Origin of the sequence: Stenotrophomonas sp. PS02289, assembly GCF_029960115.1 — a bacterium.
GTDB lineage: Bacteria > Pseudomonadota > Gammaproteobacteria > Xanthomonadales > Xanthomonadaceae > Stenotrophomonas.
Genome location: NZ_JASCOZ010000077.1, coordinates 1 through 20,940, shown reverse-complemented (window position 1 = coordinate 20,940; position 20,940 = coordinate 1). Strand labels below are relative to the sequence as shown.

Annotated in this window: 19 protein-coding genes and 1 pseudogene; 6 read left to right on the top strand and 14 right to left on the bottom strand. The window is 66.0% G+C overall.

Translation table 11 applies throughout. From position 1 onward, the window contains the following. Positions 1-148: 148 nt before the first annotated feature. Positions 149-853, bottom strand: a pseudogene (locus tag QMX83_RS12220) (SURF1 family protein); the annotation flags it as partial. Positions 854-910: 57 nt separating this feature from the next. Between QMX83_RS12220 and QMX83_RS12215 the strand changes: the two are divergent. Beyond that, positions 911-1,129, top strand: coding sequence for a twin transmembrane helix small protein (locus tag QMX83_RS12215; RefSeq protein ID WP_125360266.1), 219 nt, complete (start codon positions 911-913; stop codon positions 1,127-1,129). A gap of 16 nt (positions 1,130-1,145) precedes the next feature. Here QMX83_RS12215 and QMX83_RS12210 read toward each other — a convergent pair whose 3' ends face one another. From QMX83_RS12210 to coxB, 5 genes are all read right to left on the bottom strand, one after another. Next, on the bottom strand, positions 1,146-2,021 hold the full coding sequence (locus QMX83_RS12210) for a cytochrome c oxidase subunit 3 (protein WP_282296907.1): 876 nt from the start codon (positions 2,019-2,021) through the stop codon (positions 1,146-1,148). 20 nt (positions 2,022-2,041) lie between these two features. Then, positions 2,042-2,623 carry a cytochrome c oxidase assembly protein gene (locus tag QMX83_RS12205; RefSeq protein ID WP_282296908.1) on the bottom strand — a complete coding sequence of 194 codons (582 nt, stop codon included), beginning with the start codon at positions 2,621-2,623 and terminating at the stop codon, positions 2,042-2,044. A gap of 5 nt (positions 2,624-2,628) precedes the next feature. Further along, positions 2,629-2,763 (bottom strand): hypothetical protein, encoded by a 135-nt coding sequence (locus QMX83_RS12200; RefSeq protein WP_282296906.1) that lies wholly within the window; start codon positions 2,761-2,763, stop codon positions 2,629-2,631. 8 nt (positions 2,764-2,771) lie between these two features. Next, positions 2,772-4,382, bottom strand: coding sequence for a cytochrome c oxidase subunit I (gene ctaD / locus QMX83_RS12195; protein ID WP_282296905.1), 1,611 nt, complete (start codon positions 4,380-4,382; stop codon positions 2,772-2,774). A 64-nt stretch (positions 4,383-4,446) separates the two neighbouring features. Next, positions 4,447-5,370, bottom strand: coding sequence for a cytochrome c oxidase subunit II (coxB, locus tag QMX83_RS12190; protein ID WP_282296904.1), 924 nt, complete (start codon positions 5,368-5,370; stop codon positions 4,447-4,449). A 361-nt stretch (positions 5,371-5,731) separates the two neighbouring features. Here coxB and putA point away from each other — a divergent pair, with 361 nt between their 5' ends. After that, on the top strand, positions 5,732-8,956 hold the full coding sequence (putA, locus tag QMX83_RS12185; RefSeq protein ID WP_282296903.1) for a bifunctional proline dehydrogenase/L-glutamate gamma-semialdehyde dehydrogenase PutA: 3,225 nt from the start codon (positions 5,732-5,734) through the stop codon (positions 8,954-8,956). A gap of 396 nt (positions 8,957-9,352) precedes the next feature. Here the strand turns inward: putA and QMX83_RS12180 are convergent, their stop codons facing one another. The 3 genes from QMX83_RS12180 to QMX83_RS12170 all read right to left on the bottom strand — a co-directional run bounded on the left by QMX83_RS12180 (position 9,353) and on the right by QMX83_RS12170 (position 11,352). Then, positions 9,353-9,793, bottom strand: coding sequence for a hypothetical protein (locus QMX83_RS12180; protein ID WP_282296902.1), 441 nt, complete (start codon positions 9,791-9,793; stop codon positions 9,353-9,355). Positions 9,794-10,112: 319 nt separating this feature from the next. After that, positions 10,113-10,688: a nicotinamide riboside transporter PnuC gene (pnuC, locus tag QMX83_RS12175; protein ID WP_282296901.1), complete on the bottom strand. Its 576-nt coding sequence runs from the start codon at positions 10,686-10,688 to the stop codon at positions 10,113-10,115. Positions 10,689-10,704: 16 nt separating this feature from the next. After that, on the bottom strand, positions 10,705-11,352 hold the full coding sequence (locus QMX83_RS12170; RefSeq protein ID WP_282296900.1) for a hypothetical protein: 648 nt from the start codon (positions 11,350-11,352) through the stop codon (positions 10,705-10,707). A gap of 104 nt (positions 11,353-11,456) precedes the next feature. Here QMX83_RS12170 and QMX83_RS12165 point away from each other — a divergent pair, with 104 nt between their 5' ends. Continuing rightward, entirely contained in the window at positions 11,457-12,185 is a 729-nt protein-coding gene (locus tag QMX83_RS12165; protein ID WP_282296899.1) for a ThuA domain-containing protein, read from the top strand. Positions 12,186-12,240: 55 nt separating this feature from the next. Here QMX83_RS12165 and QMX83_RS12160 read toward each other — a convergent pair whose 3' ends face one another. After that, positions 12,241-13,584: an outer membrane protein transport protein gene (locus QMX83_RS12160; protein WP_282296898.1), complete on the bottom strand. Its 1,344-nt coding sequence runs from the start codon at positions 13,582-13,584 to the stop codon at positions 12,241-12,243. Positions 13,585-13,812: 228 nt separating this feature from the next. Between QMX83_RS12160 and QMX83_RS12155 the strand changes: the two genes are divergently transcribed. Then, on the top strand, positions 13,813-14,505 hold the full coding sequence (locus QMX83_RS12155; RefSeq protein ID WP_282296897.1) for a rhomboid family intramembrane serine protease: 693 nt from the start codon (positions 13,813-13,815) through the stop codon (positions 14,503-14,505). A gap of 154 nt (positions 14,506-14,659) precedes the next feature. Here the strand turns inward: QMX83_RS12155 and QMX83_RS12150 are convergent, their stop codons facing one another. Both QMX83_RS12150 and QMX83_RS12145 read right to left on the bottom strand, forming a co-directional pair. Next, a complete protein-coding gene (locus QMX83_RS12150) occupies positions 14,660-16,096 on the bottom strand; it encodes a S41 family peptidase (RefSeq protein WP_282296896.1) in 1,437 nt (478 codons plus the stop codon). A gap of 72 nt (positions 16,097-16,168) precedes the next feature. After that, on the bottom strand, positions 16,169-17,539 hold the full coding sequence (locus tag QMX83_RS12145) for a peptidoglycan DD-metalloendopeptidase family protein (protein WP_282296895.1): 1,371 nt from the start codon (positions 17,537-17,539) through the stop codon (positions 16,169-16,171). Between the two features lie 53 nt (positions 17,540-17,592). On the opposite strand from QMX83_RS12145, the gene QMX83_RS12140 reads away from it, so the two are divergent. Both QMX83_RS12140 and QMX83_RS12135 read left to right on the top strand, forming a co-directional pair. After that, positions 17,593-18,255 carry a hypothetical protein gene (locus QMX83_RS12140; RefSeq protein WP_282296894.1) on the top strand — a complete coding sequence of 221 codons (663 nt, stop codon included), beginning with the start codon at positions 17,593-17,595 and terminating at the stop codon, positions 18,253-18,255. Positions 18,256-18,314: 59 nt separating this feature from the next. Next, positions 18,315-20,033 carry a M28 family metallopeptidase gene (locus tag QMX83_RS12135; RefSeq protein ID WP_282296893.1) on the top strand — a complete coding sequence of 573 codons (1,719 nt, stop codon included), beginning with the start codon at positions 18,315-18,317 and terminating at the stop codon, positions 20,031-20,033. A gap of 16 nt (positions 20,034-20,049) precedes the next feature. Here the strand turns inward: QMX83_RS12135 and QMX83_RS12130 are convergent, their stop codons facing one another. Both QMX83_RS12130 and QMX83_RS12125 read right to left on the bottom strand, forming a co-directional pair. Beyond that, positions 20,050-20,556, bottom strand: coding sequence for a transposase (locus QMX83_RS12130; protein WP_282296892.1), 507 nt, complete (start codon positions 20,554-20,556; stop codon positions 20,050-20,052). 35 nt (positions 20,557-20,591) lie between these two features. Beyond that, positions 20,592-20,940: hypothetical protein (locus tag QMX83_RS12125; protein WP_282296891.1), on the bottom strand; the 349-nt coding region annotated here is incomplete at its 5' end.

The window sequence follows — 20,940 nt, the reverse complement described above, 5'->3', positions numbered from 1 at the left end:
CGGCCGGAGCGCGCGGGGACGGCGGGACATCGCGCGCGGCCGGATCGCGCGGGGACGGCCGGGCATCGCGCGCGGCCGGATCGCGCGGGGACGGCGGGACATCCCGCGCGGCCGGATCGCCATGAACCGTAGAGCCGGGCTTGCCCGGCTGCCGTTGGCGACGCCACTCCAACACGATCGCCACCACCAACACGGTCAGCGCCAGCCCGAACCACTGCACGGCGTACCCCAAGTGCCGACTCGGCGGCATGGTGTTGGGCAGCAGTTCCAGGTCACGGGCATACCCGCCGGGCAGCGCCGGGTCGAGCCGCAGGACGGCATACGGCAAGGCCCCCAGCTTCAGCGCGGCGGCCACCTGTGCCGGCGGCATCCGGCTGGCCAGCCAGACGCCGGGCTGGGCGGTGGCGGTCATCGCCGGGCCGACCGCCAACCCGGGCGCAGGCGGCGGAGCCAGCAGGCCGGCCAGCTGCGCTTCGCCCTGCCGCGGGGCAATGACCGGCAACTGCCGGTCCGGCGGCATCGGCAGCCAGCCCAGATCCACCAGCACCACCGCACCGCTGTCGCTGCGGAAGGGCTGGTACACCTTCAGACCCGCGCGGCCTTCCCGCATCTGGTTGTCCAGCAGCACGGTACCGCCCAGAAACTGTCCGTGGTCCTCCACCCAGCGCAGCTGCGGTGGCGCGGCAAGGGCATCGGCCAGGGACAACGTCTGTGCACGGGCGGGAACGTCCTGATCCAGCAGCGCCTGCTTCTGCTCCATCCGCTGCAGCTGCCAGCGGCCCAGCAGGCAGAACACCGCCATCACCAGCACGGCGGCGGTCCAGCCGATCAGGCGCGTGTGCTGGCGCATCATGACAATCGGGCGCAAACGCGGTGAACTACGTCAACCCGCCCTGCCCTCGAGCCGCGCATGAATGATTCGTTGAAGACCCTGCTGGTAATCGCGTTTCTGATCGTCATCGTCTGGAATCTGGGCGCAGGGCTGTATTACCTGCTGGTGGACCGGGGCCAGACCAAGCGCACCGTCAATGCACTCACCCGCCGCATTGCCCTGTCGGTGGCACTGATCGCGCTGGTGGCGATCGGCATCTACACCGGCTGGATCAAGCCGCACGGTATCGGCGGCTGATCCGTCCGCACCTGCGCTACAGCACGTAGACGAACAGGAACAGCATCAGCCAGACCACGTCGACGAAGTGCCAGTACCACGCGGCGGCTTCAAAGCCGAAGTGGTTGTCGCGGGTGAAGTGGCCCTTGGCCGCACGCAGCCACATCACCGCCAGCATGATGGTGCCCAGCAGCACGTGCGCGCCGTGGAAGCCGGTCAGCATGAAGAACGTGGACCCGTAAATGCCCGACCCCAGGGTGAGGTTGAGTTCCTTGTAAGCGTGGATGTATTCCTCGGCCTGCAGGGTCAGGAAGAACAGGCCCAGGGCCACGGTGATGCCCAGCCACACCAGCAACTGGCGGCGATGGCCGGCCTTGAGCGCGTGGTGGGCGATGGTGAGGGTGACGCCGGAGGTCAGCAGGATCAGGGTGTTGATCAGCGGCAGGCCCCAGGCCGGAATGGTCTGGAAGTGGCCACCGATGCCGGCCGGGCCGTTGGTCGGCCACGCCGCCGAGTAGCCGTCCCAGAGCAGCTCGTTGGTCATCACGCCGTCGCCCTCGCCGCCCAGCCAGGACAGGCCAAGGGTGCGGGTGTAGAACAGCGCGCCGAAGAACGCGCCGAAGAACATCACTTCGGAGAAGATGAACCACACCATGCCCATGCGGAACGAGCCGTCCACCTGCCGGTTGTAGTGCCCGGCCTGGGATTCGCGCACCACGTCGCTGAACCACCAGAACAAGGTGAGCACCAGCATCGCCAGGCCCACATAGAAGGTCCACTTGCCCCAGCCGGCATCGTTGAGCCAACTGGCCACGCCGACCATGGTCACCATCATCGCAATGGAGCCGACGAAGGGCCATTTGCTGTGGGTGGGCACGAAGTACACGTTGGCATCGGGACTGTGCTGGGCCATGGTCGGTATCCGTAAGACGGTCAGGGCGCGGAGCGGACGGTGGTCGGCGACGGAGCCGCAACCAGCCGCGCACTCAGCGCGTCGTTCTTGTAGAAGGTGTAGGACAGGGTGATGGTGGTCACGTTGGCCGGAAGATCCGGGTCGACGATGAAGCGCACCGGCATGTCGCGCTTCTCGCCCGCCTGCAGGGTCTGCGCGGTGAAGCAGAAGCACTCGGTCTTGCTGAAATAGCCCGACGCCTTGGCCGGGGCCACCGACGGTACGGCGCTGCCGACCAGCGCGTGGTCACTGTCGTTGCGGGCGAAGTACAGCGCTTCGTTGAGCTCGCCGGGTACCACGTCCATGCTCAGCTGCTCGGGATGGAAGGCCCACGGCAGATGCGAATTGACGCCGCCGTCGAACTCCACCCGCACCGTGCGCTGTTTGCCGGCGGTGGTACCGGCCAGTTCACTGCCCGGCCCGCGCTCCAGGCGCACGCCGAAGATCTTTTCGCAGGCAATGCGATACAGCGGCACCAGCGAGAACGTCAGCACGAACACCGCCACCGCCACTGCGATCAGGCGTGGCAGCCCGGCAGTGGGAGAGGTCTTGGCGGGCTGCACGTCGCTCACCGCCCGATCACCCCGCTCAAGATGAAGCCGAGATACACGGCAACCGCGACGGCACCAACCACCAGCGCCGTGCGACGGGCGCGGCGGCGGCGCAGGGCGAGGTCATCGAATGCGGAGGGTGTGGTGTTCATCGGCAGCCTCAGTGGGTGACGTCGTCGTGGGCCAGATCACCCGGACGGATGACCGGCGGCACGGTGAAGGTATGCGCCGGAGCCGGTGACGGCACCGTCCATTCCAGCCCGCGTGCGCCTTCCCACGAGCGATCTTCGGCCTTGGCCCCGTTGCGCAGCGAGGAAATCAGGATCGCAGCCATCATGAACGGGGTGACGAACATGCCGAAGGCACCGATCGAGCTGATCAGGTTCCAGTCGGCAAAGGCGACGTTGTAGTCGGGAATACGGCGCGGCATGCCGGCCAGGCCGAGGTAGTGCTGCGGGAAGAACAGCAGGTTGACGAACACCACCGACCACCAGAAGTGGAACTTCGCCCACTTCTCGCTGTACATGCGCCCGGTCCACTTCGGCCACCAGTAATACACGGCGGCAATCAACGCGAACACCGCGCCGGTGACCAGTACGTAGTGGAAGTGCGCGACCACGAAGTAGGTATCGTGGTACTGGAAGTCGGCCACGACGATGGCCAGCATCAGGCCGGAGAAGCCGCCGATGGTGAACAGGATCACGAAGGCCACGGCCCACAGCATCGGGGCTTCAAAGGTGAGCGAGCCGCGCCACATGGTGCTGACCCAGTTGAACACCTTCACCCCGGTGGGAATGGAGATGAGCATGGTGGCGAACATGAAGTAGATCTCGCCGCCCAGCGGCATGCCCACGGTGAACATGTGGTGGGCCCAGACGATGAACGAGAGGAAGGCGATGGCGGCGATGGCGTAGACCATGGCCTGGTAGCCGAACAGCGGCTTGCGGCTGAAGGTGGGAATGATCTCGCTGACCACGCCGAAGGCGGGCAGGATCATGATGTACACCTCGGGGTGACCGAAGAACCAGAAGATGTGCTGGAACATCACCGGGTCGCCGCCACCGGCGGCATTGAAGAAGCTGGTGCCGAAGAACTTGTCGGTGAGCAGCATGGTGACCGCACCGGCCAGTACCGGCATCACCGCGATGAGCAGGAAGGCGGTGATCAACCAGGCCCAGCAGAAGATCGGCATCTTCAGCAGGTCGATGCCCGGCGCACGCATGTTGAGCACGGTGGCGATGATGTTGATCGCGCCCATGATCGAACTGATGCCGGCCACGTGGATGGCGAACACGGTGAAGGCGACGTTGTAACCACCCTGCAGTGACAACGGCGGGTACAGGGTCCAGCCACCGGCCGGTGCACCACCGGGCAGCAGGAAGGTCATCAGCAGCAGGCTGAAGGCCACCGGCAGCAGCCAGAACGACCAGTTGTTCATGCGCGGCAGGGCCATGTCCGGTGCGCCGATCTGCAGCGGCACCATCCAGTTGGCGAGGCCGACAAAGGCCGGCATGACGCCGCCGAAGATCATCACCAGCGCGTGCACGGTGGTGAGCTGGTTGAAGGTTTCCGGCTTGACGAACTGCAGGCCCGGCTGCATCAGCTCGGCGCGGATGATGACGCTCATCGCCGCGCCGATGATGAACATGATGAAGCTGAAAAGCAGGTACAGGGTGCCGATGTCCTTGTGGTTGGTCGAGAACAACCAACGCTGGACGAAGCTCTGTTGATGACCGTGATGCCCGTCGTGATCAACTGCGGTATGCGCCATTGCCACTACACCTCATTGGTTCCGCTGGTAGCGACGCGCACCGTGCGGCGCGCGCGATGGGAAGTCAGACTTGTTCCGGGGCCAGTGCTTCTGCAGGTGCCGCCGGCGCGGCGTCCGGGGCGGCGGCGGGCGCTGCCTCCGGTGCCGGTGCGGGCTCGGCCGCCTTCGGCCGCTTCTCCGCCAACCACTTCTGGAAGTCTTCCTTGGACACGGCCTCGACCACGATGGGCATGAAGCCGTGGTCCTTGCCGCACAGTTCGGCGCACTGGCCGCGGTAGACGCCCACCTGTTCGATGTTGGTCCAGGCTTCATTGATGAAGCCGGGAATGGCGTCCTGCTTCCAGCCGAGCGCGGGCACCCACCAGGCGTGGATGACGTCATCGGAGGTGATGACGAAGCGGACCTTGGTGTCCACCGGCAGCACCAGGCGGTTGTCCACGTCGAGCAGGTAATGCGGATGGCTGTTGCGGTCCGGCACCTGCCCGCTCTGGCGCACGCGGTCGGATTCGCGGTCCAGGCGACTGGTGAAGCTGACGTCCTGGCCCAGGTATTCGTACTTCCACATCCACTGGTAACCGGTGACCTTGACGGTCATTTCCGAATCACGGGTGTCGTAGAACTTGATCAGGTTGGCCGTGGCCGGCCACGCCATCACCACCAGGATCAGCACCGGGATGACGGTCCAGATGATCTCGGCCTTGGTGTTGTGGCTGAAGGTGGCGGCGACCGCCCCCTTGGACTTGCGGAACTTGAAGATGGCGTAGCCCATCGCGCCAAACACCAGCACGCCGATGATGGTGCAGACCCACAGGGAAAACATGTTGGATTCCCAGGCCAGCCGCGAGCTCTGGGTGACCCCCTTGCCCATGTTCAGCTGCCACGGTTTCGGGTCGGCCGACTGGGCCCACGCCATCGCCGGTGCGCTCAACGCGACCGCGTACCCCACTGCCTTAGCAAACGTCGTGCCCCACTTTCTGCGTTGCTTCATTGCCTAGACCCTTAGCGTCGTCGGTTGCAGCCATCGCTGGCCGCGAGCAAGCCTTCAGGACGTCGGGTGCAGGCACAGCCTCCACACGCGCCGGTATCGAGCGCCCGTGGGGGACGCGCTTCGATGGTAGCCCTGCTGTCGCGCGAGCCGCAAGGGTCCATTCACATTTTCAGCAATGTTGCAACACAGCATGACCTCGGCGGCGGTTTTGCCGAATTCGGCATAGTTCTCAGCGACCTGTCGGAATCGGCCGAATCCCCCTGTATCAAAGGCTATGCGGCGGATTGCCGGGGCCACCGGGGAGATGTTGCGCCGGCAAAAAAACGCATAAAATGGTCAAGTTCTCCACGAGCCTTCCGGCATGACCGCACCTTCCGCCCATCCCCCCGCAGCGGCCGCCGCTGCTGCTTCCCGCCCGGCCCTGCTCAGCCCCGAGCTGCCGCCCGCGCCCAACCCGTTCCGCCAGGCGATCACCGATGCCTGGATGAAGGATGAGGCCAGTCACGTCACCGAACTGCTGGCCCAGGCGCGCCTGCCGGCTGACGAACAGGCCCAGGTGCAGGCCACCGCCGCCGACCTGGTCGCGCGGGTGCGCGTGCGCGCCAAGGACCAGGGTGCGATCGAGGCCTTCATGCGCCAGTACGACCTGGGCAGCGAGGAAGGCGTGCTGCTGATGTGCGTGGCCGAAGCGCTGCTGCGCATTCCCGACCAGGACACCGCCGACAAGCTGATCCGCGACAAGCTGGGCGAGGCTGACTGGAAGAAGCACCTGGGCGGCAGCGACTCGGTGCTGGTCAATGCCTCGACCTGGGGCCTGATGCTGACCGGCCACATCGTCAACATCAACGACGCCACCCGCGCCGACGTCCCGGGCGCGTTCGCGCGCCTGATGGGCCGTGTGGGCGAGCCGGTGGTGCGTCTGGCGGTACGCCAGGCGATGAAGATCATGGGCCATCAGTTCGTGATGGGCCGCACCATCGAAGAAGCGCTGTCGCGCTCGCACAAGGGCGACAACGCCAGCTACCGCTATTCGTTCGACATGCTCGGCGAAGGCGCGCTGACGATGAAGGACGCCAAGCGTTATCTGGAAGACTACCGCCGCGCGATCCACTCCATCGGTGGCGACCACAAGGCCCGTGGCGGCCGTCCGGACGGCGACGTGAACTCGGCCCCGGGCATCTCGATCAAGCTGTCGGCGCTGTACCCGCGCTATGAACATGCCAAGCGCGCGCGCGTGCTGGCCGACCTGGTGCCGGGCGTGCTGGAGCTGGCGCAGCTGGCCAAGTCGTACGGCATCGGCTGCACGGTGGACGCCGAGGAAACCGACCGACTGGAACTGTCGCTGGACATCATCGAAGCGGTGGTGAGCGACGCCTCGCTGGTGGGTTGGGAAGGCTTCGGCGTGGTGGTGCAGGCCTACCAGAAGCGCACCCCGTACACGATCGACTATCTGGCCGACCTGGCCCGCCGCATCGGCCGCCGCCTGCAGGTGCGTCTGGTGAAGGGCGCGTACTGGGACGCGGAGATCAAGCGCGCGCAGATCGACGGCCTGCCCGCCTACCCGGTGTTCACCCGCAAGCAGAACACCGACGTCTCGTACCTGGCGTGCGCGAAGCGGCTGTTCACCCACGCCGATGCGATCTACCCGATGTTCGCCACCCACAACGCGCACACCATCGCGGCGGTGAAGGCGATTGCCAAGGGCGGCCAGTACGAGCACCAGAAGCTGCACGGCATGGGCGACGACCTGTATGCCGAAGTGGTGCCGGCGAACCGCCTCAACGTGCCGTGCCGCGTGTACGCGCCGGTGGGTTCGCATGAAGACCTGCTGCCGTACCTGGTGCGCCGCCTGCTGGAAAACGGCGCAAACTCGAGCTTCGTCAACCGCATCACCGACGAAGACGTGGCCATCGACGACCTGATCCGCGATCCGGTTGAAGCCGTGTCTTCGTTCGACTCCATTCCGCACCCGAAAATCCCGCTGCCGGTTGACCTGCTGCGCAGCCAGAACCACGACAGGAAGAACTCCATGGGCGTCAATCTCGCCAACGACAACGATCTGCGCGCTCTGGCCGAGCAGCTCAACGCGGCGGTGAAGCCGTGGCAGGCCGCCCCGCTGGTGCCGGGCGCACAGCCGAGCGGCGCGCTGATCAATGTGATCAACCCGGCCGACAACCGCCAGGTGGTGGGCCAGTGGCAGCCGGCCGACAGCGCGACGGTGGAGAAGGCGCTGGTGAACGCGGTGGCGGCACAGCCGCAGTGGAACCGCACGCCGGCCGCGAGCCGCGCGGCGATCCTGGAACACGCGGCTGACCAGCTGGAAGCGCGTCTGCCGGAATTCATGGCGCTGTGCGTGAAGGAAGCGGGCAAGAGCCTGCCGGACAGCATTGCCGAAGTACGCGAGGCGGTGGACTTCCTGCGCTACTACGCCAAGCAGGCGCGCGAGCAGTTCGGCCATGCCGAGAAGCTGCCGAGCCCGACCGGTGAGTCGAACGAGCTGCAGCTGCACGGCCGTGGTGTGTTCGTGTGCATCAGCCCGTGGAACTTCCCGCTGGCGATCTTCCTGGGCCAGGTGGCAGCCGCGCTGGCTGCGGGCAACAGCGTGATTGCCAAGCCGGCAGAGCAGACCAACCTGATCGGTTACTACGCGGTGCAGCTGCTGCTGGACGCAGGCGTGCCGGCAGGCGTGGTGCAGTTCCTGCCGGGCGACGGCGCCACGGTGGGTGCGGCCCTGACCGCGGATCCGCGCGTGGCGGGCGTGGCGTTCACGGGTTCGACCGAGACGGCGCGTGCGATCAACCGTGCGATGGCGGCGCGTGACGCGGCCATCGGCGTGCTGATTGCGGAGACGGGCGGCCAGAATGCCTTCATCGCCGACTCGTCGGCGCTGCCGGAACAGCTGGTGAAGGACGCGATCGGTTCGGCGTTCACCTCGGCCGGCCAGCGCTGCTCGGCAGCGCGCGTGCTGTTCGTGCAGGACGACATCGCCGACAAGGTGATGACGATGCTGGCGGGCGCGATGGCGGAACTGAAGATCGGCGATCCGGGCCTGCTGTCGACCGACGTGGGTCCGGTGATCGATGCGGACGCGCTGCAGATCCTGCGCGACCACACGGTGCGGATGGAGAAGGAAGCGCGCCTGATCGCAGCGGCGGAACTGAGCGAAGCGGCGGCACACGGCACGTTCTTCGCGCCGCGCGCCTACGAGCTGAGGAGCCTGGACCAGCTGCACAAGGAGATCTTCGGGCCGGTGCTGCACGTGATCCGTTGGAAGGGCGATCAGCTGGACGCGGTGATCGACCAGATCAACGCAACGGGCTACGGCCTGACCTTGGGCGTGCATTCGCGCATCGATGAAACCGTTGACCGCATTTCGTCGCGGGTGAACGTGGGCAACGTGTACGTGAACCGCAACCAGATCGGCGCAGTGGTGGGCGTGCAGCCGTTCGGCGGCCAGGGCCTGTCGGGCACGGGCCCGAAGGCCGGTGGCCCGCACTACCTGCTGCGCTTCGCGACCGAGAAGACGGTGACCGTCAACACCACGGCCGCAGGCGGTAATGCATCACTGCTCACGCTGGGCGATTGATTCCATCGTTGTTGTTGCTTGCACGAAAAGGCCCCGCGCTCGCGGGGCCTTTTCTTTGATGCATTTGTGCGAAAAGCCGGTGGTCAACGGATCCCAGGTTTGGCGGATCGGGGCGGGCGTTCCGGGGGACGCTGCAAGTACATCCCTGTAAGCTCGGTCGCCGCATCCATGCGGCTCACGCCCCCTCCAGCCCACCCCGCCCCACCTTCGACAGAAGGTCGGTGGCCACGGGAAATCCACGGCTACGGCACGGCGTGCGCATGACACGCATGGCGTGTCACTACGCGGTATCGATCGGGGGTAGGGTCGGTCGATAGACGACCGCCGTGGAATTTTCCACGCCCGGTAACGCATGACATGCGTCGAAACAGCGCTGACCGTGATCAACCGATTCCGCTACAAATTAGCCATGAAGGCATCCGCGTCACCGCCCTCGCACTTCCAATGGGCGAACACCCCCACCAGGTCACACCTGCGGCAGCGGCACCCGATATACAGCCACCGCACATCGTTGCTGTCGGCATACAGCGCGACACCTGAGATGATGCCGAATCGCTCCTCGTCGCAGACACAGATGTGGTTGTCGATGTCAGCACCTTCGATGTAATCGGCGCTGTCACCGAGCAGGACTTCGGTTCGGCATTCGGCGCATACGCGCTTTCCTGCACCTTCTTCTTCATCGGTCAGGAGCAGGAAATCGAGACTCCCGCAGGCGCAGGTGGCGGGGTGGAAGCGGGTGGCGATGTATTCGTTGAGGGTGCTGAAGCGGGTGACTTCGATGGTGATGTCGGCGTCTTCGGTGCCGTAGTAGTACTTGCCTTTCCTGGTGATGGTCATGGGCTTCCTTGGTGGGCGAGGTGTTACTTCGTCTGTTCTGCTGCGTTACCGGGCGTTGATGGGTTCACTGCGGTCGTCTGTCGAGCGACCCTACCAAAGCGCACCTCGGCACATCATTCGTAACGTGCGCGTTACGCATGCCCGGCGGATTGCGCGCATCGTCGGCGGCGCGTGAACCACCTGCATGGCATGGCTCGGATGGTAACCGGCACCACGCTTCCGTCACGGGATGCATGAACTGGTAGCGTCGGTCGATAGACGACGGCCGTGGAATTCTCCACGCCCGGTAACGCATGACCCCGGATCGAAACCACCGCTTTTACCGAGCGACCATCAACTTGCGCCAATGCCGGTATGCCACCAAGGCATTGATCCAGAATCCAACGTACAGGATCGAAGTGAGATTCAGCCCGCGGCTGTAATACAACGGCACGGCAATGCTGTTGACCAGCAGCCACACCCACCAGGATTCGAGCTTGCGTCGCATCATCAGGAACTGGGCGATGACGCTGAGCACGAGCACGGCGGAATCGACAAACGGTGCGTAGGCGTCGGTCAGCCGGTGCAGCATCCAGCCGTAACCGAAGGTGCCGAGCACGGCGACAGGTACCAGCCACACCCAGGCGCGCGGACGCACCCGGGTGATCGGCAGCGGTGCGCCGTGGTCGCCGCGCAGCCACTGCCACCAGCCGAGCACGCTGATGGCGATGAAGAAGAACTGCAGCACCATGTCGGCGTACAGGTGGTTGTGCTCGAACACGAGGGCGAACAACGCGCACCCGACGATCCCCATCCACCAGGTGTGGACGTTGTTGCGCCCGGCCAGCAGGATGGAGCCTGCCACCATGACGTTGGCAGCGATTTCCAGCTGGAAGTTGGGGTCGGCGAGATTCATGCGTGGGGTTCGGGTCTTACTCGTTGACGATGGAGCTGATCTCGTCGCTCATCAGCAGGCTGTCACCACTGTAACGCTGGAACTTGATGCGGCCAAAACCAGGGGCGTACCAGACCTCGGCGCGACCGTCTTCAAAGGTCGTGGTGAGGTGGCAGGTGTTGGCGAAGGTGCGCGGCTTGAAGTCGATTTCCACGTCCAGGTCTTCAAAGCCCACGAAGGTGTAATCGGAAAAGCCGTCGAACTCGAGGTCGCTGACGGTGTCCTCGGCGTGGTTGGTACGCTCGCCCTTGCCGGTCAGGACGAAGCTTTCACCGGGCTTGGCGGTGGCCGGGAAGGTCGGCGCGGGGTCGAAGGTGTCGGTCATGATCGGTGCGGCGGCGTCGCCACCCCAGGCGGCAATGCCGTAGCGGATCTGGGCAAGCAGCTGAAGGCCACTGCGGTCATGCACGGTGGCACTGCTGACGCCGCCACCGGAGGTGGTCACGGCGAGCGCGGGCTGGCCGGCGACCGTGGCCTCGCTGATGCTCAGGGTGTCACTGCCATCGGACCAGGACACGCCCGGGGTGAGGGTGAAGCAGGCGGCGAAGTCGCCAGCGGCAAAGGCGGGAGCGGCCAGGGCGGAAATGCCCAGGGCCAGGGTGGTGCGAAGCAGAACAGACGACATTCGGTTTCCTTGTCATGAAGCATCAAGCGGTCCGTGCGCCGCGCGCGGAGAAGGCCGGGCGCACGGTGAGGGGCGATTGTACGCGGGTGTGGCATGATCGGCCCATGCGCCCGAATGTCCTGCCGTTGTTGCTGGCCATGTGCCTGTCTGCCGTTCCGGTGGCGGTTGCCGCACCGAGCGACCGCGTGCTGGTGTTCACCCACACGGCAAAATTCCGCCACGACTCCATCCCCACGGCGGTCAGCACGCTGCGCCTGCTGGCCGGACGTGAGCGCATGGTGGTGGATCAGAGCGAGAACCCGGCGGACTTCACTGCGGCCAACCTGGCGCGCTACGCGGTGGTGGTGTTCGCCAATACCACCGGCGATGTGCTGGATGCGGAGCAGCAGCAGGCGATGGAGGGTTTCATCCGCGCCGGCGGCGGCTACATGGGCGTGCACTCGGCAGCAGACACCGAGTACGACTGGCCGTGGTACGGGCGGCTGATCGGCGCGTACTTCCGCAACCATCCCGAAGGCCTGCAGTTCAGCCGGGTGCAGCCTGAGCGCGATGGGAAGCCGGAGGGCACGTTCTGGCCGGTGCGTGATGAGCTGTACAACTTCCGCAGCAATCCGCGCGGCAGCGTGCAGGTGATCGCCACGGTGGACGAGCGCATGTATCAGGGCGGCACGATGGGGGCCGATCACCCGATCGCGTGGTGTCACGCCTTTGATGGCGGACGCAGCTGGTACACCGGGCTGGGGCACGACACGGCGGTGTACCGGAACCGGGATTTCCAGACGCATCTGCGGCAGGGGTTGTTGTATGCCGCGGGGCGAAGCAATCAATGCTGAAAAAAAAGGCCCCGCTTTCGCGGGGCCTTCTTGATTACGCGGCGTCAGCCTTGAATCAGAACTTGTACTGGAACGAAGCCGCCAGCACGTCGCCACGGACCTTGTACTTGCCCTGCAGCGAGTTGCCCTGGTTGTTGGTGGTGCCGGCGATGTTCACGTTCGGATCGCTGGTGAACAGGTGGGTATAACCGAAGTTGTATTCGGTGTTGGCCGACGGGGTCCAGCCCACGCCGAACGACAGCCACTTGCGGCTGGTATCCGGCACGCGCACGTCGCGGTGGGCGTCGGTGGTCGGGGTCTGGTCATAGGCCACACCGGCACGCAGGGTGACGGCGTCGCTCAGCTTGTAGTCGCCACCCAGCGAAACGAAGGTGGTGTCACGGTAGCCGAACTCCAGCACCGAATCCGGCTGCGCCGAAGCGTAGTCGATGGTGACCTGGTCGAACGCGGTCGACCATGCGGTACGGGTGACGTCACCCATCATGGTGAAGCGGTCGGTGAAGTTGTGGGTGACGCTCAGGGTGGCCGAAGCCGGCAGGGTCACGGTGGCCTTGCCCGAGGTGGTCACGAAGCGGCCCGGCTGAGCCTGGGACAGCACCTGAGCGACCGGCGGCGGCACGTCGAAGGTGGCGTCGCCACCGGTGATCTTGTGCTCGACCTTGGAGCGGTAGCTGATACCGATGTGGGTGTTCTCATCGACGCTGAACAGGCCACCGACAGTCCAACCCACGGCGTTGTTGTCGCCTTCAACGGTCAGCTTGCCGTCGGCGCTGCCCGGGGCGAAGCCCGGAACGCGGGACTGGGCCAGCGCGGTGCCGAAGTCGATGTTGTTGCTCAGTTCGATGGTCAGGTGCTCAACGAACACCGACGCGCCGAACGACACGTACGGGTTGACGTCGTACGACGCAGCGAAGCCCAGGTCGATGGCCTTCAGGTCGGTCTTCAGGCCGCTGTAGCGACCCACCCAACCGTTGTCGTAGTCGGTCTTGAAGCCGAACGGAGCGGTCAGCGACACGCCGAAGTGGGCCTTTTCGCCGATCGGCATGTGGAAGTACGCCGCCGGGACCGGAGCGATCATGCCGGCGTCGCCGCCGTCACCGCCGGTCTGGGCCTGGCCGGTCGGCTTGCGGCCGGTGCCTTCGAACTCAGCCTTGAAGCTGATGGCGCTCAGGTCACCCTGGACCAGGGTGCCGTCCAGCTGGCGCATGCCGGCCGGGTTGACGGCGATGATGGAGGCGTCGCCCTGGGCGCTGCCGGAACCGGCAAAAGCGCGGCCAAGACCCTTGGCGCTGTTTTCCTTCAGCTGGAAGGCGGCGGCGTGGACGTGGCCAACGGCCAGGGCACCGGCGATGCCGACGGCCAGGGCGGTGACGCGGGCAAGCGTGGAAGCGGTTTGCATCGTTTTTACTCTCCGGATTTGCGGTGATGTTTGGCAACGCGCGCCTGCACGCTTTCCCACCCGCAAAGGCCGGAAAACATGCGCCGGAGTCCCCTCCCGACATACGACGCCGTATGCGAGTATACCCAGACCAGTTAATGAAACAATAACGCGATAGGCGTATTCGGCCATTCAGCCTGAACGCCTCCTTACCCCGTTTCGACCTGCTCCGCGTTAGGCTGCACCCGCATGTTCGTCTCCCTGCCCTCCCGTCGAAAAACCGCCCTGCGCTGGGCCACGCCGCTGTTGTTCACGGCCTTGTGGCTGGCGTTCCTGTGGTCGATCTCGCGCCCGGGGGATGCCCGCCGCAGCCTGTGGCTGGACTGGGGGGCGCTGTCGACCGGCCTGACCCACCCGCAGGACTGGTGGGCGACCCTGCAGGACGGCAGCGTGCTGCGCCTGTTCACGGCGCTGTTCCTGCATGCGGACTGGTCGCACCTGCTGGGCAACCTGGTGTTCCTGCTGATCTTCGGGCTGCCGGCCGAGCGGGTGCTGGGGCCGTGGCGGCTGATCCTGCTGTTCCTGGTCGGCGGGGCGATCGCCAACCTGACCGCGATCTACACGATGGGCAATCCCGACCAGATCATCATCGGTGCCAGCGGCGCGGTGTCGGCGCTGATCGGCGCGTATCTGGCGCTGTTCCCCGGCGCGCGGCTGGGGGTGGTGATTCCGCTCGGGCTGTTCCTGGAGTTTGTGCGCGCACCGGCCTACCTGCTGATCGGGGTGTGGGCCGCGCTGCAGGTGGTGTTTGCGTACATCGGCCCAAGCTTCGGCATGGTGGCCTGGTGGGCGCACATTGCCGGCTTTGCGTTCGGCCTGGCCTACGGGGTGTACGTGCGGGCGGCGATTGCGCGACGCTTGCGCAAGCGCCACGGGTTCTAGGAACTTGGTAGCGCCGGCCGTTGGCCGGCCCATGGGGTGATTCCGACGTTCATGAGGGCCGGCCAACGATATGCCCGCCGTCCTGGCGGGCACCCTTCGGGCCGTCGCTGCGCGACGTTGAGAACGGCTCCTGCCGTTCTCTTCGGCGCTACCGTCAGGGTTTCGAAGCGGGTTTCGGTTCCACGGCAGGTTTGGTTTCCGCCGCGGGCTTCGGTGCAACGGCAGGCTTGGCTTCCGCCGCGGGCTTCGCTTCCACCGGCTTCTTCGCCGCCTCGACCTTCTGCTTCGCCGCCACCGACCCGGGCTGCTTCAACTCCGCCAACGCATCGTTGATCGGGCCGTCGCCCGGCAGCACGTCGCCGGCGGTGTAGCCTTCGCCGCCCTCGTCGTCGCCACGCAGGTGGCCCGGCAGGGTGGCTTCGCTGTAGTCGGTCAGGCTGGCGGGCAGGTCGTCGTCGCCGGGCTGCTTTTCCGGCTGCAGCACCACGTCCGGGACGATGCCGGTGGCCTGGATCGACTTGCCGCTGGGGGTGTAGTAACGGGCGGTGGTGAGCTTGACCGAGTCGCCATTGTCCAGCGGCAGCACGGTCTGCACCGAGCCCTTGCCGAAGGTGCGGCTGCCGATCACGCGCGCGCGGCCGTTGTCGCGCAGCGCGCCGGCCAGCACTTCGGAGGCACTGGCCGAGCCGGCATCGGTCAGCACCACCACCGGCGCGCCCTTGAGCAGGTCACCCGGGGTGGCGTCGAAGCGTGCGTCGCTGATCGAGATTCGGCCGCGGGTGCTGACGATGTTGCCCTTTTCGAGCAGGTCGTCGGCCACCTGCACGGCGGCGGTGAGCAGCCCACCGGGATTGCTGCGCAGATCCAGCACCAGTCCCTTGAGCTGGCCACCGGCCTGCTTCTGCAACTGGGCGACGTGCTTCTGGAAGTCCGCCCCGGTGTCGGCCTGGAAGGTGCTCAGGCGTACATAGCCGTAGCCCGGCTCGAGCATGCGGCTGCGCACGCTGGTGACGCGGATGGTCTGCCGGGTGATCGGCACATCGAACGGCTTGGGCTTGCCTTCGCGCACGATGGTGAGCACGACCTTGCTGCCGGCCTTGCCGCGCAGCGGCTCGGTGGCTTCGATGGCGCTGATCGGCTTGCCGTCGATGGCGATGATGAGGTCGCCGGCGAGGATGCCGGCCTTGGCGGCCGGGGTGTCGTCGATCGGGGCGATCACCTTCAGGCTGGCGTTGTCCGGCTGCTGCTGCAGCTCCACGCCGATGCCTTCGTATGCGCCTTCCGCCTGTTCGTCGAAGGCTTCGGCATCTTCCTTGTCGAAGTAGGTGCTGTGCGGGTCCAGGTCGAGCAGCAGGCCGCGGATGGCCGACTGCATCAGCTTCTTGTCGTCGACCGGGTCGACGTAGGCGGCGCGTACCGCGTTGTACACGCCCACGTAGCGGCGGATCTCTTCGAGCGGCACGCGCGAGGTCACCGCCTCTTCGCTGGTGGCCGCGTCGGCGTCGCTCTGGGCCGCCGGTGCGGTCTGCTGTGCCCAGGTCAGCGCCGGCATCAGGGCCAGCAGCAAGGTGGCGGAACGGGCTACGCGCATGAAGCACTCCAGGATGTGCGGGGAATCATCGTCCCGATTATGCGCGAAGCAGGGGTAAATTCCCGTTGAACGTCAGCGCCGCTGCAGCCACGAGGTCGGATCGACCGGCTGGCCGTTGCGACGCAGTTCAAAGTACAGCGCGGTCACGCCCTGCCCGCCGGAGTTGCCGACCTTGGCCACGGCATCGCCCTTCTTCACCGCCGAACCGGCGTCGCGCAGCAGCGTGTCGTTGTGCGCGTACAGGCTCATGTAGCCATTGCCGTGGTCGACGATCAGGATCATGCCGTAGCCGGTCATCCAGTCGGAGAACACCACGGTGCCGTCGGCGACCGCGGTCACGGTACTGCCGGCGTTGGCCCCGATCAGCACACCGCTGCTGGTGCGGCCATCCGGCAGTTTGCCGCCGTAGCGTGCCAGCAGATCGCCAGACAGCGGCCAACCCAGCCCGCCGACCTTTGGGGCCGGTGCGGACGCCACCTGTGGCGGCACCTTGGTGGCGCGCGGCGGCGGCTTGGTGCCACTGGCCGCCGCTTCGCGTTCGGCCTTCTCAGCGGCGGCCTTCTCGGCGGCCGCTCTGCGCGCGGCGGCGCGGCGCTCGGCTTCGGCGCGTGCCGCGGCCGCGCGCAGGTTGGCCAGCAGGGTTTCCAGTGCCTTCGCATCCTGGCCCAGCGCCTTTTCCCGGTCGCTGCGGTCCTTGTAGCGCTCGTCCAGGCTGGCCACGGTAGCGGCGCGGTCGCGACGGCTCTTGGCCAGCTCGGTTGCCTGCTGCTTCTGCTGCTCGCGGGTGCCCTGCAGCGCCAGGCGGCGTTCGTTGATCTGCGATTCCAGGGTCTGCAGTTCGGTCAGGTCAGCGGTCAGCGTGCCGATGCGGCGCGCCCGCTCGCGTTGCAGATACCGGTGGTAGGCCAGGCTGCGGTTCGCGTCGGCAACGCGGTCCTGGGACAACAGCAGCTTCAGTGGGGCGTGATTGCCGATGCGATAGGCGGCCTGCAGCAACGAGGCCAGTTCCTCACGTTGCTGCTTCAGGCCTTTTTCCAACTCGGCGCGGCGCTGCTGCGCCTGCTCGAGGGCACGGGTTTCGGCCTGCAGTGCGGTTTCGGTCTGGGCCAGCACACGCCCGGTTCGGGCGACCTTTTCGTCGGCCTCGCGCAGTTGCCGCGAGGCCTGTCCACGCTGGTCTTCCAGGGTGCGCCGTTCCTGCGCGACGCCCTTCAGTTCCGTGCGCAGCTTCTGCAGCTTGCGCTCGGTTTCCTTGGAGGTCTGCGCGGGCAGCGGCGCGGGCAACAACAGCGACGCAGCCACGAGCAGCGCTGCTGCCAATACGGAGCCACGCGTCCTGATGCCCGGCGCGTTGAGGCGTTTGTTATCCCGGCGTGAGGAAAAAGCGTTGGCGCGCAAGGGCTTTCCAGTGACTTCAGGCAGATGCGGATTGCAGCACTGCATGGTGACATTCCTGCACGCGGCCTGCCAGCCGCCCACACGACGATGAGGACCTCATGAGACAGTTTCCGCTCCCGCTGTTGTTTGCCCTGCTGCTGCCCATCGGGTCGGCCTGGGCGGTGGAGGACGTGAGCAAGGTCAACGGCAGCATCAAGGCCGAGGCCGGGCAGGCCTATGGCGACCTCGAAACCGTGAATGGCAGCATCCGGGTCGGAGCCGGGGCCACCACCCACAGCATCGAAACCGTCAATGGCGGCATCGACATCGAAGAAGGCGCGCGCACCGGCAGCGTGTCGACGGTGAACGGCAAGATCACCCTGGGGCCGCGGGTCACCACGGGCGGCAATGTCGAAACGGTCAATGGCAGCATCTTTGCCGACCGCGGCAGCCAGATTGAAGGCGGTGTCGAGACCGTCAACGGCGGGATCGGCCTGGTCGAGACGCGCCTGCGCAACAGCATCAAGACCGTCAATGGCGACATCACCGTCGGCATCGGCTCGCAGGTTGAGGGTGGCATTCATATCGAGAAGCCCAACTTCGGCATTTCCTTCAACGCACCGCGCAAGCCGCGCGTGATCATCGGTCCCAAGGCCTCGGTGGCCGGGGAACTGAAGTTCGAGCGCGATGTCGTGCTGTACGTGCACCGCACGGCGACGATCGGCCCGGTCAGCGGTGCCCAGGCAGTGCCGTTCGACACCGACACCGCGCCAGCGGATTGATACGCTTCACCTTCCAGTGCCGGTGACCGGCACTGGCCCTTAGTCACCAGGAATTGATGATGCCCCGCAAACTTCTGCTGTGCCTGGCCGCCACTGCCGCGTTGACCGCGTGCAAGGGCGAGGCCGACGCCCCGGCTGCTGCACCGGCCGCCGACACCGCTCCGGCCGCGACCGCCCACGCTTTCTCGCCCGAGATCAATGCCGCCGACTTCGGCGAGCTGGTCAAGACGCTGGCCTCGGACGATTTCGAAGGCCGTGCTCCCGGCAGCGCCGGTGAAGAGCGCACCGTGAACTACATCCGCGACCAGATGCAGCGTATCGGCCTGCAGCCGGGCAATGGCGACAGCTGGTTCCAGGACGTGGCGATGACCGAAACCACGGCCGATGAAAGCACCGTGCTGAAGCTCGACCAGGCCGGCAAGACCCGCGACCTGGTGTTCGGCAAGGACATGGTGATCGGCACCCGCAGCGGCCAGCAGGAAGTGAAGATCGACGGCAGCGACCTGGTCTTCGTGGGCTACGGCGTGGACGCGCCGGAGCAGCAGTGGAACGACTACGCCGGCCAGGACTGGAAGGGCAAGACGGTGGTCATGTTCGTCAACGACCCGGGCTTCCACGTCAACGACGAGAAGCTGTTCGACGGCAAGCGCATGACCTACTACGGGCGCTGGACCTACAAGTTCGAAGAGGCCGCGCGCAAGGGTGCGGCGGCAGCGCTGATCGTGCACGATACCGCGGGTGCCTCGTATGGCTGGGACGTGGTAAAGAATTCCTGGGCCGGACCGCAGTACGACCTGCCGGCCAAGGGCGACCCGGAACCGCGCCTGCCGGCACAGGGCTGGCTGAGCGCCGACGCCGCACGCCAGCTGTTCGCCGATGCCGGGCTGGACCTGGACCAGGCCTACAAGGACGCCAACAAGCGCGGCTTCAAGCCGGTGCCGCTGAAGGCGAAGATGTCGGTGGATCTGAAGAGCACCATCAGCGAGAAGACCTCGCGCAACGTGGTGGGCGTGCTGCCGGGCAGCAAGCAGGCCGACGAGGCGGTGCTGTACATGGCGCACTGGGATCACCTCGGCAAGCACGAGGGTGAGCAGGGCGACAACATCTACAACGGTGCGGTCGACAACGCGACCGGCGTGGCCGGTATTCTGGAAATCGCCGGCGCGATGGCACAGCAGAAGCCGGCTCCGGAACGTTCGGTCGTGTTCCTGGCGGTGACGCTGGAAGAGTCCGGCCTGCTGGGTTCGAAGTACTACGTGACCCATCCGACCTTCCCGTTGGACAAGATTGCCGGCGTGATCAACATCGACGCGATGTCGGTGGCCGGGCGCGCCAAGGACATGACCGTGACCGGCTTCGGCAGCTCGGAGCTGGAGGACATCCTCAAGCCGCTGGCGGCCAAGCAGGACCGTACGCTGCACGGTGAAACCTCGGTGCAGAGCGGCTTCTACTTCCGTTCGGATCACTTCAACTTCGCCAAGGCCGGTGTGCCGGCGCTGTATGCCGACGGTGGCGAAGACCTGCGCGACGGTGGCGTGGAAGCCGGCCGCAAGGCAGCAGAGGCTTATGGACGTGAGCGTTACCACGGCCCGAAGGACGAGTACGACGCCAGCACCTGGAAGCTGGATGGCACGGTGGAAGACCTGCAGCTGCTGTATGGCGTGGGTCAGGAGCTGTCTACGGCAGGCCGCTGGCCGAACTGGTACGAGGGCAACCCGTTCAAGGCCGCCCGCGACGAGATGATGAAGGGCAAGACGGCGGAGCCGGCGGCCAAGTAAGGCGCTGGGTTCGGCTTCATCCAGAAACGGCATCCTTCGGGATGCCGTTTTTGTTTGTGGTTTCGGTGGCTTGATGCAGCCAGCGGTTCCAGTGATGGGGGTAGTCCTCGGGGGTTGCGACCAGACCGGCACGCACGGGATTTTCGATCAGATACCGGGCGTGGGTCTCCAGGGCGTCCTGGCTGCGGATGCAGTGGTCGTAGTAGCCGCGCTGCCAGACCGAGCTGCCATAGCAGTCGTGGAGCTGGTTGAAGGCGCGGGCCGAGCGCGATTTAAAGCGTTGCATGCAGCGGCTGAGGTTGTCGTTGCGCAGTTGCATCAGCCAGTGCACGTGGTCAGGCATGACGACCCACGCCAGTGTGTGGGAGCGGAGCTCCTGGTCGGACTGGCGCAGGGCGTCGATGACGCATTTCACGCTGGCGGGATCAGTGAAGATCCGACGACGGCCGGCCACGGTTGTGGTGAGTGAGTAGTAGGCGAAGCGCATGGAGCGGCGGCCAATCAGGAGGCGGGAGCTGGGCATGTGGCTAGCATTGCCGGGCTGCGATGCCGCTTCCATCAGGGAAGCGCGCGTTGTGTGGTCGGCAATTGGTTGCCCGGGCGCGTCGCGACGCGTTGATCAATGCGGTATTTCGGCGTTACGGTGGCGCGGCTCCCCGGTAGGGTCGCACGACAGTCGACCGCCCATGGCGTGTCCGCGTTCGGTAGGGCATGACCCGGATCGGAGTGAGCGCGTGGTGTCAGACGTTGGATGGCATGGGTCCATGCGCCAATGCGATCCCGCAGGTTATCGGCGGTCGACTCGCGTGCGACCCTACCGGTGTACAGCATCGCGGTTGCATCAATTGTCGGATGTGCGGGCGCATAACCAGACAGGTCGGCAGAGGGATGCGGTGCGCCGGTAGGG

What these genes read in the sequence shown, in the direction of transcription:
- QMX83_RS12215 (WP_125360266.1), top strand. Translation starts at nt 911, where the DNA reads ATGAATGATTCGTTGAAGACCCTGCTGGTAATCGCGTTTCTGATCGTC.
- QMX83_RS12210 (WP_282296907.1), bottom strand. Translation starts at nt 2,021, where the DNA reads ATGGCCCAGCACAGTCCCGATGCCAACGTGTACTTCGTGCCCACCCAC.
- QMX83_RS12200 (WP_282296906.1), bottom strand. Translation starts at nt 2,763, where the DNA reads ATGAACACCACACCCTCCGCATTCGATGACCTCGCCCTGCGCCGCCGC.
- ctaD (WP_282296905.1), bottom strand. Translation starts at nt 4,382, where the DNA reads ATGGCGCATACCGCAGTTGATCACGACGGGCATCACGGTCATCAACAG.
- coxB (WP_282296904.1), bottom strand. Translation starts at nt 5,370, where the DNA reads ATGAAGCAACGCAGAAAGTGGGGCACGACGTTTGCTAAGGCAGTGGGG.
- putA (WP_282296903.1), top strand. Translation starts at nt 5,732, where the DNA reads ATGACCGCACCTTCCGCCCATCCCCCCGCAGCGGCCGCCGCTGCTGCT.
- QMX83_RS12180 (WP_282296902.1), bottom strand. Translation starts at nt 9,793, where the DNA reads ATGACCATCACCAGGAAAGGCAAGTACTACTACGGCACCGAAGACGCC.
- pnuC (WP_282296901.1), bottom strand. Translation starts at nt 10,688, where the DNA reads ATGAATCTCGCCGACCCCAACTTCCAGCTGGAAATCGCTGCCAACGTC.
- QMX83_RS12170 (WP_282296900.1), bottom strand. Translation starts at nt 11,352, where the DNA reads ATGTCGTCTGTTCTGCTTCGCACCACCCTGGCCCTGGGCATTTCCGCC.
- QMX83_RS12165 (WP_282296899.1), top strand. Translation starts at nt 11,457, where the DNA reads ATGCGCCCGAATGTCCTGCCGTTGTTGCTGGCCATGTGCCTGTCTGCC.
- QMX83_RS12160 (WP_282296898.1), bottom strand. Translation starts at nt 13,584, where the DNA reads ATGCAAACCGCTTCCACGCTTGCCCGCGTCACCGCCCTGGCCGTCGGC.
- QMX83_RS12155 (WP_282296897.1), top strand. Translation starts at nt 13,813, where the DNA reads ATGTTCGTCTCCCTGCCCTCCCGTCGAAAAACCGCCCTGCGCTGGGCC.
- QMX83_RS12150 (WP_282296896.1), bottom strand. Translation starts at nt 16,096, where the DNA reads ATGCGCGTAGCCCGTTCCGCCACCTTGCTGCTGGCCCTGATGCCGGCG.
- QMX83_RS12145 (WP_282296895.1), bottom strand. Translation starts at nt 17,539, where the DNA reads ATGCAGTGCTGCAATCCGCATCTGCCTGAAGTCACTGGAAAGCCCTTG.
- QMX83_RS12140 (WP_282296894.1), top strand. Translation starts at nt 17,593, where the DNA reads ATGAGACAGTTTCCGCTCCCGCTGTTGTTTGCCCTGCTGCTGCCCATC.
- QMX83_RS12135 (WP_282296893.1), top strand. Translation starts at nt 18,315, where the DNA reads ATGCCCCGCAAACTTCTGCTGTGCCTGGCCGCCACTGCCGCGTTGACC.
- QMX83_RS12130 (WP_282296892.1), bottom strand. Translation starts at nt 20,556, where the DNA reads ATGCCCAGCTCCCGCCTCCTGATTGGCCGCCGCTCCATGCGCTTCGCC.